We start from the raw sequence: 12,801 nt of genomic DNA on the forward strand, positions 1-12,801 counted from the left end.
TGGGCTCGTCCTTCGTAAATCGCGGGCTCTGACGGGGCTCATTGTTCGCCCACACTTCCCGGACGCATAGCTCAGCGGGAGAGCGTTCCCTTCACACGGGAGAGGTCCAAGGTTCGATCCCTTGTGCGTCCACCATTCCAAAGCCCCGCAGTGCCGGGGCTTTTGTCTTTTGGTACCCGCCTATTCGGCAGATAGCCGCGTCGCCAGCGTGACGCGTGTACGCGCATCGAAATCGGCCACCTATTCGATGCGGGCTTTTTCCTTCAGGTCGCGGATGCGAATTTCGGCCTCTTCCTTCGAGGTCACGATTTCGGACTGATCGGGGACGCGGGCCTCCCGGCTGAGCCTCTTCAATTCCTCAAGCTGTTGATGCGTAGGCTTTTCGGTCATGGGCACCTCCTCTGACGGGGCAACCGTGTCAAGAACGTCCTGTTCCCCTTGAGGAGTCCGTTGTGATCGCCAAAGAGAGAGGCGAAGCCGAGCGGCCTTACTCCGGCGCCCTCATGCCGGGCGAGCGGAGCCATTCGTTTAGCCGAGATGCGGCTTCCATCTGTCGCGCCCGCCGCAAGAGCAGTTCCCGGGCCATGCCGGGCTGCGCCTCCCTTGCCGCCTCTCTAAAGCGCTTGGCCTCTTCGGCCAGCCGCTCTTCGAAGGTCTTCTCATGCTTGATGTGCCGTCGTGTTGGCATGCCCGTGATCCTCGTTCACGAGGGCCATTGAAATCCCGTGCCGGATCGCCGTCTGTCCGGCACCAGACTCATCGGGCAGGCTGCTTCCTTTGGCCAATAAGTCCCGGCCCGTAGTTTGCCCGTCTTGCCGGAACACGATTCCCGGCGTGTCGTGGTAGCGGCACTTTCCGGGAGCAAACCATGCTTACAACCCTTCTTGTGATGGCGGCCATCACCATCATCGCGGGCGCCGCGCTGATCGCTATTTCCGAACTCACCCGTGTGCGCCACCCGCAAGCCGGTCCGCCGCCGCGGCGCCGGGCGTTCTAAACGCGCGTCCCGCGTTCGCAGCAGAGCCTTCGTTGCAGGCCATCAGCAGAAAGGGCCCCAGCGGCGGCGCTGAGGTCCCTTTCAGTCAATGTCGCATCGGGGATGTGCGACACACGGTCCAATGCAGCTCGCAGATTTTCGTTCCTATCGCGCGATGGCGCCGCGGGATCAAGTGCAGCCGCATAGCGCGGTGACGATCGCGTCGATATCAAATTCGGCCAAATGCCAACCCTGATGAATTAAATATCTTCCTCGATCGAGATTATCATCTGAATTAAATTCACTTATACCCTGTTTCAGGAAACAGGTCGCGCAACGGCGGCCTTTTCTTTTTAGCCAACGCGGCTGCGCCAATTCTGGCACAACCGCGCCGTCGAATTTACATTGGCGGCTGAACTAATGGTCAAGCAGCATGCGGGTTAACAACCGTGTATCCGCGTAACGAGCGTGCATGAATTCTCGTTGCGCGGCCGCCCGAGTTCGCATCGTATGCTATCCACGTATCGCCTTCGACATGTCGCTCCAGAACGAAAACGTGCCCACGCCGCGCAGCGACCATTCCGGGTGCTGGCGATGTCCGTGGAAAGCGCAGCCAGTTGGATGCGAGATTTAGACCAGGCACGATCCGGCCGAAAACACGTATAGACGCGCCGCAGCCGCAGAACGAACGGGGACAACCGGCCGGACGACCGCCGACAGTTTGACCGCGATCGACACTCACGTCCGCCAATTCGCGACGGTAACTCTGTGCGGTCGCTTGATGTGCGTAAGAACTAATCCGCTCACGACGGGGCTGCGAAAACGAGAAGTCGCAGGGCATGGTCACATTGCATTCGGGTATTTGAGCGGTGCGGGAAGGACGGGCTTCCGAAGCGATAGATCCGGTTACAACAAGGACAAACGCAACAAGGATTTGTTTGAGCATGCAGGACTCCGATTTAAACGGTCCTGCCCCGCAATCAGAAGCCAATATCAGTTTGGCGAAAATGCGTTTGGGGCAGCCGGTAGTTCCATATTTGGAACCCCACGTAACCGCGCCTGAACGCTTGGTTCACAACGTGTTCATTCGCTTTGCCGTTAGTAATCCGCGGGAGGACCAAAACAACGAAAAAAAGACCGCCCAAGGGGCGGCCTTTTTGTTCTGGTTCAGGAGATCAAACTACATGATGCTGCAGCGCCGACGATAGTGCGTCCTGTTGACCGGACAAGGCAGGCCTGCTCGTGACCGGCGGCGTGGGTCGCGCAGAGATGGAGCTACATCAGATCCCGAACACCCAGATCGCCACGATGGTGCCGAGCGTCGCTAGCCCGCTGATGGTCCATCCGGTTGCATAGGAGATGTCGTCGTCGCCGGTGCCGCGCATTTCGTCGGCGCCTGTGGTTGCAGACCGCCACTGCATGGCATTGCTCCAAAAAGCCTGCCCGCAAGTGTAACGTCGCTCCGGGTTCCCGGTTCCACTCTATTTGGAGGCCGTCGGAGAGACGGCGCACTACTCTTCGATTCAGACTAAGGAAAGCCGGCGCGCGTCGGCCGGTGCGATCTCGTTTTCGTCGCCGACGATGATGGTGACCTTCCATCCTTCGCTGGCCCAGACCCTCGCTTTGGCGACCGCCACCAGCATGCTGCTTCGGTCCATCCTGACGGTCTCGTCCTTGCGCTCCGCCACGATCCTGTACGCCATGCCACATCCCCTACGCACGTAGAACTACTGGGGAACGATGTTCGGTTAGCGTTTTGGCCGCAATTGGCCGACAATTTGTCCAATCGGGGGCATGGTTAACGGCGCTGGGGACAGTTCAGCCCCTATTTCGCGGCGTTTCTCACCACAAGCGCCGGTTTGGTCACGCCATCCAGCCCGGTCAGGATCAGGACAGTTAACAGAGCGTTCTGCGGGCCGTACCAGGCGTTGGTTGGCTTGTACCATTCGTTGCGCGAGTGCCAGTTGCCGCCCTCGCCGCCGCCGCCAATGGTGACGGCCGGGATGCCGAGCGACATCGCGATGTTGGAATCGGTGGAGGAGCCGGCAAAGGTCGGCCGCGGCCCCTTGGTAACGGCAGAGACCGCGCGCTGGGTCGCCTGCACGATCGGCGAATCCATCGCGACAATGCCGGCCGGCCGGTCGCCGATCAGTTTTGCCTCGACCGTCATCTTGTCGGACTTCCAGCGCACGTTCTCATCCGCCACCGCTTCCTTCACGAGTTCGAGCAGCCGCGCCTCGAGCTTGAGCAGTTCCTCGGTCGAATTCGAGCGCATGTCGACGGCCATTCGCGCTTCCGCGGCGATGGCGTTGACCGAGGTGCCGCCGGTCACGGTGCCGACGGTAAACGTGGTCTTCGGATCGGACGGCGGCTGCAGCTCGGAAATTTTCGCGATCGCCCGGCCCATCGCGTGCGTCGCGCTCGGCAGTCCGAATTCCTGGAACGAGTGCCCGCCCGGGCCCTTGAAGGTGAACTCGTAGCGATGGCTGCCGGTCGCCTGGTTGACGACGCGGGTGATGCCGAGCCCGTCGATCGAGATGAAGCCGTCGATATCGGTGTGATCGCGGAACAGCGCCTTCACACCGCGGAGATTGCCGAGCTCTTCCTCGCCGACGGTGCCGACGAACAGGATATCGCCGACGGTCGCGATCCCATTTTCGTTCATCACTTTGATCAGCGACAGCAGCGCCGCAAGGCCGCGTGAATCGTCGCCGATACCTGGCGCTACGATCGCGCCGTCTTTTTCCTTCACCGTGACGTCGGTGCCTTCGGGAAACACCGTGTCGAGATGCGCGGAAACCACGAGCTTGGGCCGGCCGCTGCCACTGCCCTTGCGTAGCGCGAGCACATTGCCTTCGGCATCGATCGACGCATCCTTGAAGCCGAGCTCCTGCATCCGCTTCTGAAAATATTCGGCACGGACTTTTTCCTTGAACGGCGGCGCCGGGATTTCGGTGATGCGCTTCTGCTCGGCAAATGTCCGCTCGTCGTCGGCCGTGATGTCGTCGAGCGTCTTGGCTATCTTGGGATGGGCCAGAATGGCTTCCAGATCGGGCGCGGAAGCTTGCGCGGCGGCCTGCTGCACCAGAGCGTGCTGTACGACGGCGACAAATGCGATGGCCAGGATCGATCGACCGAGCGTCATCAAAGTTCTCCGTTTGCAGGCTTTATCCGGCGCTTAGCCCTGCATCCTTCAGTCGCTGCGCGAACCAGCCGGACATGGCCTGGTCGAGAACGCCGCTAGTATAGACCTCCGACATCGCGACGTGGGTCTTGCCCAGCGTCAGCAGCACGCCGATCCAGTAGGCGAACCACAAATGCGGATCGGTCAGGGCCCGCAGCTTGTGCCTGTCATGTTCGAGCGGCTGATGATTGACCGATTTGCGCACCTCGACCGCGAGCAGGTTGTTGGGAATGGCGCGCTGGTGCACCACGATGTCGGGATAGATCGATTTTGCGAGGTGATCGTCGGTCGAGACGGTGGATCCGTGCGGCAGCCGCAGCGTGCGGTCGCCGAGCCGGTCGTATTCGCAGTCGACCTCCCAGCCCGGGAATTGCGTTTCGAACTGCACCGCCAGCCGGTGCGTCAGCGCGCGCTCGCCGACATCCCGTTCGAGCAGGAAAGTTTCGCGTGCATAAAACTCGTGAAGTGCGGTGACGACCTTGTCCAGTTCGGTCTGCATGGCGCCTCCCCAGAAGGCGAGCGGTATCCGCCGCCTTACATCTGCACTTCGATTAGCCGCGGCCCCGGTTCGGCGACGGCTTCCGCCAGGGCCTTGTTGAAGTCGTCGGCATTGGCGACCGCGCGGCCCGGCACGCCCATGCCCTTGGCAAGCGCCACGAAGTCGAGGTCGGGACGGTCGATCTTGAGCATATCCTGCGCGCGCTGCCCCGGCTCGCCGGCGCCGACGCCGTCGAATTCGCCGCGCAGAATCTGGTAGATCTTATTGGCGAATACGATCGTGACGACGTTTAGGCCTTCGCGCGCCTGCGTCCACAGCGATTGCAGCGTGTACATCGCGCTGCCGTCGCCGACCATGCAGATCACCTTGCGGTCCGGGCACGCGACCGCGGCACCCGTTGCGACCGGGGTGGAGAAGCCGATCGAGCCGCCCATGTTCTGTAGCCAGTCGTGCGGGGCGGCAGCGGCCGTCGGCGGAAAGAAGCCGCGCCCGGTGGTGATGGATTCATCGACCACGATGGCGTTTTCCGGGATCGCCATCGCAATCGCCTGCGCGATCGAGACGTGCGTCAGCGCGCCGGTCGGTTTGGCGATTTCGACCATCTTTTGCGGCTGCCGGTCCTGCGGCTGCGCGTGCAGTGCGCCAGCCAGCGCTTCCAGCGCAGCAACGGAATTTTCGGCGCCCGCGGTCATCCGGTGCACTTCGCACCCCTGCGGCTTCAGCATGCTCGGCTTGTTCGGATAGGCGAAGAACGCCACGGGGTCGTTGGCCTCAACCAATACGATATTCTTAAAATCCTTCAGGATCGGCAGCGCCTGCTCGATCACGTAAGGAATGCGGTCGATCGCGAACCGGCCCCTGCCGCGCGCCATGCGTGGATTGTAGGTCTGGCCCATCACCTTGCAGCCGGTCTTGCCTGCGATCTGGGCAGCCAGCGCCAGCCCCTGCTCGGTCAGCGCGCTGCCGGTCATCAGCAACAGCGTCGACGCGCCGCCGTTGCGCAAAACCTTGGCGGCATTGTCGACGGCCTGCGCGGAATAATTGGCGCGCTGGCTTTCCGCCGGCGCTGGCGCGATGCCGTCGGCCTCGTTCCAGGCAGTGTCGGCGGGCAGGATCAGCGTGGCAATCTGCGGCGGCGAACTCTTGGCGGCGGCGATCGCGGCAGCGCCATCGGCGGCAACGGATTTGGCATCCGGCGAGGTCCGCACCCAGGACGACATCGGCCGTGCCAGCCCTTCGATGTCTGATGTCAGCGGGGCGTTGTAGCCGATATGGTAGGTCGCGTGCTGGCCGACGATGTTGACGATGCCGGAATTGGCCTTCTTGGCGTTGTGCAGGTTGGCAAGACCATTGGCGAGGCCGGGCCCGAGATGCAACAGCGTCGAGGCCGGCGTGCCCTTCATGCGGTAATAGCCGTCGGCAGCCCCCGTCACCACGCCCTCGAACAGGCCGAGCACGCAGCGCATTCCCTCGACCCGATCCAGTGCGGCGACGAAATGCATCTCCGAGGTGCCGGGATTGCTGAAGCAGACGTCCACCCCGCCCGCGACCAATGTCCGCACCAGACTTTCCGCACCGTTCATGGTCTCATTCCCCTTCGCGCTTTGTTCTTAAGAGTGGCTAACGATCAAACATTGTTCGCACGTTTCGTCAAAGGTTTAGCGGAACAATGCAGCCATCGTTTCCGGCATGTTGTCTTTTTTAACCGCGGTGTTTGAAAATGGCTGTGGTCACGGGCTCGTTGCTTGCACGATCGCCGCAATTATGGCCTGTCTCGACCTGCATATTCAGATTTTTTCGCGAGGGAGAACAATGATCCGGGCTTTTGCTTTGCTGTTTGCGGCACTCACTGTGCTGGCGGGGGCCGGCAACGCGCAGGCCCAAGGTTTATTTCAAGGTTTCTTCTTTGAAGACTCGCGCGACATCATGGGCGGCGGCCCCGGCTTCTTTCGGCCCGGCATGCCCAGCGGAGCGAGTCCGATCCCGCGTACGACGGTGAACTTTGCCGGCAATCTTGCCCCCGGCACAATTCTCATCAACACCGCCGAACGCCGGCTCTATCTCGTGCTCGGCAACGGCCAGGCGATCCGCTACGGCATTGGTGTCGGCCGGGACGGCTTCCGCTGGAGCGGAACCCACCGCGTCACCGCGAAGAAGGAATGGCCGAGCTGGACGCCGCCGGCTCAGATGCTCCGGCGCCGGCCCGACCTGCCGCGCCACATGGCAGGCGGCATCGACAACCCGCTCGGCGCGCGGGCGATGTATCTGGGATCGACGCTGTACCGCATCCACGGCTCCAACGAGCCCGAGACGATCGGACAGGCGGTCTCGTCCGGCTGTTTCCGCATGACCAATGAGGACGTAACCGATCTCTATAGCCGCGTCCGCATCGGCACGCCGGTTATCGTTAGGAATTAGGCTATAGCCATCCCGGAATTGGGTGTCATGCGCGCAAGCGCGTGATCGAGCCTTTCGAGCCTTGCACGCACGCGCCAATTGCTGCAGCGTTGTTTGAATGCGCACGCCCCGCCGATTGCTGTATGTACGGACGCTAGCGGCTGCTCTATGCGCCGCGGCACTCGGCGAAATCTCCACGCCGTACATGGCCTTCGCCGATATTCCCGCCATCGCACAGCGTCAGCGCACTGAGAAAAAGATCTTCACCGACAGCGAGATCGTCGAAGGCTTTCTGAAGATCGCCTTCGGCGCCGAGTATCATCTCGCCGGCCGCGTCGACCGTATCCGCAAATATGACGGACCGGTGCGGGTATTTGCCGACGGCACGCGCGCCGACCGCAAGGCGCAGCTTGCGAAAATCGTCGCCGACATCGCCGCGCGCGTTCAGCACCTCGACATCGCGATGGTCGAAACCAGCGAAGACGCCAATGTGCAGGTCAAGCTGGTGCGCGACCGCGATCTCCAGCGTACGATTGCGGCCTTCTACGGCAGCGAGCGGGCGCGCCAGATCCGCTCTTCGCTCGACCCGCAATGCCTGTCCGGCTTTCGCAAGAACGAGAAATTCGAAATCGAGCATTCCGACGTGATTCTCACCGTCGACAATGGCGACTTCGTCTTCTTCGATTGCGCCTATGAGGAACTGCTGCAGTCGCTCGGGCCGATCAACGATACCTCGACCGTGCCCTGGACCATGTTCAACGACAATGTGTCGAGGGGCTATTTCGATATCTACGACCAATATCTCCTCAACCTGCTCTACGATCCCCGGATCAAGCCCGGCATGACCGTTCAGGAGGTCAAGGCGCTGCTGCCGGATGTGCTGGCCGACGTGCGCACCTGGGTGCGAAAGGTCAACAACCTGCCGCAGTGACTGGCCGCGGGGCGATTCCGTCTCGGCCCCCAAATCGGGGCTATCCACCTTTTTCCAATGACAACGCCAAGTTTTATCGATGAAAGGTTGTGACTTCCAAGAGCAAATCCTGTCTAATGGGGGTCATGGGTGCCTCCTATAAGTCCTTCAAATGAACGACCTGCCGCGGATCCAGGCCTTGCGCTGCTTCATCACCGTGGCCCGCGAAGGCACAGTTTCGCGCGCGGCCACCTTGCTGCACCTGACCCAGCCTGCCGTCAGCCTGCAATTGAAGGGCCTGGAGGAGAGCACCGGCTTGCAGCTTTTCAACCGGACGCCGGGCGGCTTTACCCTGACAGAAGCGGGTGCCGCCCTGCTGCCGCTTGCGCATCGGACGGTCTCGGCGTCGGCCGATTTCAGGACAGCGGCGGATTCCTTGCGCGAATCGCTGCGCGGCACGTTGCGCGTCGGCACGATCCTTGATCCCGAGTCGATCCGGCTCGGTCCGTTCGTGCGAAGCCTCGCCACCTCCTCGAAAAAGACCGAAGTCTTCCTCCGCTACGGCATGACCGAGGACGTACTGGCGCAGATCGGCAGAGGCGAGCTCGACGTGGGATACTACATCGATGCCACGCCCGCCGGATTGCTTACGTCAGGGATGCTGTCCGAACGCACCGTCGACGATGGCAAGTTCCAGCTCATGGCGCTGACGCGCTTCGACTACCGCGTGATCGCTCCACGCGAATGGAGCGGCAAGGTGGTGGGCAAGGACTGGGCCGACCTTGCCGACCTGCCCTGGATCGGAACGCCGCATGACTCGGCGCAGCGGAGGCTGCTCGACGACGTGTTCCGGTCGATGGGCTCATCGCCGAAGCGCGTCGCTTTCGCCGATCAGGAAGAAGCCATGATCGATCTTGTCGAAGGCGGCAATGGCCTCGGCCTCGCCCGCGACAGCGTGCTCGACCGCGTCACGAGCAAACGGAATTTCGTGATTGCCGACAAGGTGGCGCTGACCTGTGATCTCGGTTTCGCCTGCCTGACGTCGCGGCGCCACGAGCCGATGATTGCACAAGCCTTCTCGGCCATGCAGGCGGTATGGGACTTGAAGCCGGCCGGCGCGGCGCCTGCGCCAATCGAAGCGGCGAGATCACGGAAGAGCGCCCGTAGGTAGTAGACTTCAAATCTTGGCGCTGCAGATCGATTTCAGCGCCTTCCATTCCTCAGCCGAAAGCAGCGGCGGCCCGCTGGCCGGCGGGTCTTGCCGGCTCATCCGTGCCAGCCGGTCCTCGCTCAAGGGATGGGTGGAGATGATGGAGAGGCCCTTGCCCTCCTTTCCAGTGACCCGAAGCAGCAATTCCCCGGTCGGCTTCGCCGGCCGGCCGAGCCGGTGCATGACGTCGATCGCAAAACTGTCGGCGTCGTTCTCGGCTTCGCGCGAATGCGACGACGTCACCAGCGTGCGCGAGCCGAAGATCAGCGCGCTCGAGCCCGTGATATCGCCGAACAGCAATCCGATCAGGAACGAGGTGCCGCCGTTGTGAATCATTGCGCGCATGCTGTCGCGATGCTTGAGATGGCCGAGCTCATGGGCCAGCACGCCCGCAATCTCGTCGGCGTTCTCGGCCTTCGCCAATAATCCGTTGAACAGATAGACCTTGCCGCCCGGCAGCGCGAAGGCATTCGGCACCGAACTCGACAACACGCCCGACTGCACCGACGTGTCGAGGCCCGCGGATTCCCGAAGTGCTGTCATGAGTTTGGTGAAGGCCTTTTGTCCGGCGGCATTGTCGCACACCTTGGCATCGAACATCGTCTTGACCTGACTGTCTGCGACATCGCCGAGCCGCCGTTCGAACGCTTCGGGCACCAGCGGCGTGAGGCGATCAGCCGCGAGCGGAAGTCCGAACAGCACCACGGCGACGATCGACACCGCGGCCGCGAGCGACCAGCCGACGATAGCGGCAACGCCGCGGCGGCCGATCATGTGGTCATCGATGTCAGTGCAGCGCGAGACCAGCTCGTTGGCAAGCTCCTTGTCGCGAACCTCCAGTCGTGCCAGCGCAGGAGCGGTCAGGCAGCTCAGGCGCAGCACATCGGCCGGACTGTCGGCGCGGCGGATGTCGGCGTAGGCCCACGCCGCCAGTGCTTGTTCGCCCTCGTCGATTTCGAGCCGGTCGGCAAGGCGGAGCGTCACCATGCGTCGCCGGCTCGACGTTCCGTCGAAATAGGCCACCGAACCGAGCGTGGTCGATTTTGCAGGCGTTGGTGTATCGCTATCCATGACTATCAGGACTCTGATGCCTTAGAAGCCGCCGACATCGAGGCCGTCGGCAAATCCTTCGCCAAGCGCGCTGGCCATTCCGCCGCGCGCCGAAACGTTGGCGGCTGCCTCGATACCGCTGACATTGACCGATCCGAGCACCCTGACCCAGAGGTCACGCAACAGATAGACCCGGATCACGATATTCATCGCCAGCGCGAAGGCAAGATAGCCGATACCGGCGAGCACCAGAAGCGGGATGCTCTTCGCAAATTCCTGCGACTTGAAAAATTCGCTGAATGAATCGCCGCTCATGCTGGCGACCAATGCCGCCGACAGCGCCAGATAGGCCGAGAACACCAATCCGAGCACCACGATCCAGCCGATGACTTTCCAGTACAGGCCGATCAGCGCGCTCTTGGGCAAGGACGATTCCACACGCACGCCGCCAAACCGGATGCCCGAGAGCCACCAGCGCCATTCGATCGCCTTGAAGGCCCCGTAGATGAACGGCGCGAGCGGATACACCATCATGGCGACGGGCGCCAGCAGCCACAGCCACCAGCCACGCTTGAAAAACTCCCAGCCGCGCCCCTCAAAACTACCCTGCAGGTCGCCGTAGAAGGTGTGGCGCATCTTGTAGCGTTCGAGCGCGGCCGAGCGCCACGGCAGCGCCAGCCCGAGCGTCACCGCCGACAACAGGCCCCACAGTGTCGCCCGCGCCGCGTAGGCCCAGCCCGATCCGGTCATCCAGAACCGCAGGCCGCGCCACACCGTGCGCGTCAGCCGGTAACGGCGCGCGCGGTAGATCGCGAACTGCCCGAACACATAGAAGAACGCGACCAGCGGAATACTGGCAAACGCCTGGATATGCTCGGCCTCGAGGCCGACCAGAAAGTAGCCGAGATAGACCGGCACCAGGATCGCGAGCGCGACCAAAAATCCGATCAGCAATTCCTTGCCGCGGCCGGTATATTCCGCGGCGTCGCCGTCGACATGGGTGTTGGCCCAGAGATGGCGGCGGATGTCGGTGAGCAGCCAAAACCGGTAGAACCCGAGGGTGACGAATTCCAGCCCCGCGCCGCGCTTGACCAGATCGAAGAATTCGCCGCGACTGCCCGAAAATGCCACCGGCATTGGCGGCGGCACGGGCAAAGGCTGCGGTGGCGGCACCTGCGGCGGCCAGCTCATCTGGTTCATGGTTCAACTCCAGCGCGAACGGTAGCGGATCAAACCACAGATTTGCCGGTTGTTGTGTGACCCAGGTCCCACAATCGCTTGCTATAGTGGTGAGCTCATCAATCGAGATTGGCGGAGATCGCTTGATCCAAGTCCGCTTTGCAGTGGTTTGGGCACGGAAGCCGAACATCACCTGAAGTCCGACAAGAGCGAATAGCGGTCATCCCAATCTCGCGTTTGGGCGCGTTACCTCTGGATTACTTACGGTTGCGCGACTATTCCTTGTCACTTCTGAGACTTCGTCCGATCAGCTGCTTTCTCTGGGTGTACCAATGCGCCTCTTGATTCTTGGCGGCACGCAGTTTCTCGGGCGCGCAATCGCCGTCCACGCCTGTGCGATGGGGCATAACGTGACATGCGCCGCTCGAGGCGTCGCTGGTGCAGTTCCGAGCCGGGCTCGCTTTATCCGTGTGGACCGCGACGAACCGGACGGCCTCGCGCCGCTTGCCCACGAGGAGTTCGATGCCGTCGTTGATGTGTCGCGTCATCCCGGCCAGGTGCGTCGCGGAGTCGCGGCGCTCAAGCATCGCGTCGCGCATTGGACCTTTGTCTCGACAGTCAGCGTATATGCCGACAACTGCACGATCGGGCAGCGTGCTGATGCCGCTCCCCTCCGGGCGCCCACAGCACCGGAGATCGAGCACAGCAGCGAGGAGATCTATGGTGCCGCCAAGGTCGCGTGCGAGCAGGCGATCGGCGAGAACGCATTTATTTGCAGGGCCGGACTGATTGTAGGTCCAGAGGACCCAACGGGTCGGTTCACCTATTGGCCCACACGGCTTGATCGAGGCGGCGAGGTGCTCGTGCCTGGAACGCCGGATGATGCGGTCCAACTCATCGACGTACGCGATCTTGCCCAATGGATCGTGCATGCCGCGCAAACCCGTCTGACCGGGATTTTTGATGGCATTGGGCCATCGGTCACGCGCGGCCAGTTCTTAGCAGGATGCGCGGACGCCCTTGGCTCGTCCTGCACGTTCACCTGGGTTGATCGCGCGTTTCTGGAGAGCCACGACATCAAGCGATGGTCTGGCCCGCGTTCGCTGCCGCTGTGGCTGCCGCTACCGGAGTTTGCGGGCTTCAACACGCGCGACACGTCGCCGGCGCGTGAGTCCGGCTTGACCGTGCGAGCCCTTGCGGAGACCGCCCGCGACACGTTGTTTTGGGCGCGCGCCGCCGGCGGACCGGTTACCGGTCTCACAGCTGATGAAGAGAAGGCCGTTCTTAAGGCATGGCACGCGAGCCGACTTCATAGTTGACTCAGGTGATAGTTCAGCAACACCCGTCCCGCAGGGCCAACCGTCCGCGTCATGTCCGGTTAGGGTCCATTTTCGGA

General features: G+C 62.3%; 15 protein-coding genes and 1 tRNA gene. 7 read left to right on the top strand and 9 right to left on the bottom strand.

The window, feature by feature from the left end; translation table 11 throughout:
- The first annotated feature begins 60 nt into the window (after positions 1-60).
- Positions 61-135 (top strand) — tRNA-Val (locus tag V1277_RS08620).
- 105 nt (positions 136-240) lie between these two features.
- Here V1277_RS08620 and V1277_RS08625 read toward each other — a convergent pair.
- Together V1277_RS08625 and V1277_RS08630 are read right to left on the bottom strand one after the other, a co-directional pair.
- Positions 241-390, bottom strand: coding sequence for a hypothetical protein (locus V1277_RS08625; protein WP_334415811.1), 150 nt, complete (start codon positions 388-390; stop codon positions 241-243).
- 97 nt (positions 391-487) lie between these two features.
- Entirely contained in the window at positions 488-688 is a 201-nt protein-coding gene (locus V1277_RS08630) for a hypothetical protein (protein ID WP_334415812.1), read from the bottom strand.
- A gap of 180 nt (positions 689-868) precedes the next feature.
- On the opposite strand from V1277_RS08630, the gene V1277_RS08635 reads away from it, so the two are divergent.
- Complete coding sequence (locus V1277_RS08635) at positions 869-997, top strand: hypothetical protein (protein WP_334373203.1); 129 nt, start codon at positions 869-871, stop codon at positions 995-997.
- 923 nt (positions 998-1,920) lie between these two features.
- On the top strand, positions 1,921-2,184 hold the full coding sequence (locus V1277_RS08640) for a hypothetical protein (protein ID WP_334415813.1): 264 nt from the start codon (positions 1,921-1,923) through the stop codon (positions 2,182-2,184).
- Positions 2,185-2,256: 72 nt separating this feature from the next.
- Here the strand turns inward: V1277_RS08640 and V1277_RS08645 are convergent, their stop codons facing one another.
- The 5 genes from V1277_RS08645 to V1277_RS08665 form a co-directional block, all read right to left on the bottom strand.
- Positions 2,257-2,397, bottom strand: a complete 141-nt coding sequence (locus V1277_RS08645; protein WP_334377238.1) for a hypothetical protein — start codon at positions 2,395-2,397, stop codon at positions 2,257-2,259.
- A gap of 102 nt (positions 2,398-2,499) precedes the next feature.
- Positions 2,500-2,679 carry a hypothetical protein gene (locus V1277_RS08650; protein ID WP_334415814.1) on the bottom strand — a complete coding sequence of 60 codons (180 nt, stop codon included), beginning with the start codon at positions 2,677-2,679 and terminating at the stop codon, positions 2,500-2,502.
- Between the two features lie 122 nt (positions 2,680-2,801).
- Positions 2,802-4,121, bottom strand: coding sequence for a M20/M25/M40 family metallo-hydrolase (locus V1277_RS08655; protein ID WP_334415815.1), 1,320 nt, complete (start codon positions 4,119-4,121; stop codon positions 2,802-2,804).
- A gap of 22 nt (positions 4,122-4,143) precedes the next feature.
- Positions 4,144-4,659, bottom strand: coding sequence for a hypothetical protein (locus tag V1277_RS08660; protein ID WP_334415816.1), 516 nt, complete (start codon positions 4,657-4,659; stop codon positions 4,144-4,146).
- Positions 4,660-4,694: 35 nt separating this feature from the next.
- Positions 4,695-6,242 carry an acetolactate synthase large subunit gene (locus V1277_RS08665; protein ID WP_334415817.1) on the bottom strand — a complete coding sequence of 516 codons (1,548 nt, stop codon included), beginning with the start codon at positions 6,240-6,242 and terminating at the stop codon, positions 4,695-4,697.
- A 229-nt stretch (positions 6,243-6,471) separates the two neighbouring features.
- On the opposite strand from V1277_RS08665, the gene V1277_RS08670 reads away from it, so the two are divergent.
- The 3 genes from V1277_RS08670 to V1277_RS08680 all read left to right on the top strand — a co-directional run bounded on the left by V1277_RS08670 (position 6,472) and on the right by V1277_RS08680 (position 9,137).
- The gene (locus V1277_RS08670) at positions 6,472-7,077 is read left to right on the top strand and encodes a L,D-transpeptidase (protein WP_334415818.1); all 606 of its coding nucleotides are present in this window, start codon (positions 6,472-6,474) and stop codon (positions 7,075-7,077) included.
- Positions 7,078-7,261: 184 nt separating this feature from the next.
- Entirely contained in the window at positions 7,262-7,987 is a 726-nt protein-coding gene (locus V1277_RS08675; RefSeq protein ID WP_334420315.1) for a DUF2927 domain-containing protein, read from the top strand.
- A 151-nt stretch (positions 7,988-8,138) separates the two neighbouring features.
- On the top strand, positions 8,139-9,137 hold the full coding sequence (locus V1277_RS08680; RefSeq protein ID WP_334415819.1) for a LysR family transcriptional regulator: 999 nt from the start codon (positions 8,139-8,141) through the stop codon (positions 9,135-9,137).
- 6 nt (positions 9,138-9,143) lie between these two features.
- Here V1277_RS08680 and V1277_RS08685 read toward each other — a convergent pair whose 3' ends face one another.
- On the bottom strand, positions 9,144-10,247 hold the full coding sequence (locus V1277_RS08685; protein WP_334415820.1) for a M48 family metallopeptidase: 1,104 nt from the start codon (positions 10,245-10,247) through the stop codon (positions 9,144-9,146).
- Positions 10,248-10,268: 21 nt separating this feature from the next.
- On the bottom strand, positions 10,269-11,426 hold the full coding sequence (locus tag V1277_RS08690; protein WP_334415821.1) for a DUF898 family protein: 1,158 nt from the start codon (positions 11,424-11,426) through the stop codon (positions 10,269-10,271).
- Positions 11,427-11,737: 311 nt separating this feature from the next.
- Here V1277_RS08690 and V1277_RS08695 point away from each other — a divergent pair, with 311 nt between their 5' ends.
- Positions 11,738-12,724: an NAD-dependent epimerase/dehydratase family protein gene (locus tag V1277_RS08695; RefSeq protein ID WP_334373184.1), complete on the top strand. Its 987-nt coding sequence runs from the start codon at positions 11,738-11,740 to the stop codon at positions 12,722-12,724.
- Positions 12,725-12,801 lie beyond the last annotated feature (77 nt).

Origin of the sequence: Bradyrhizobium sp. AZCC 1588, from assembly GCF_036924735.1 — a bacterium.
Taxonomy (GTDB): domain Bacteria; phylum Pseudomonadota; class Alphaproteobacteria; order Rhizobiales; family Xanthobacteraceae; genus Bradyrhizobium.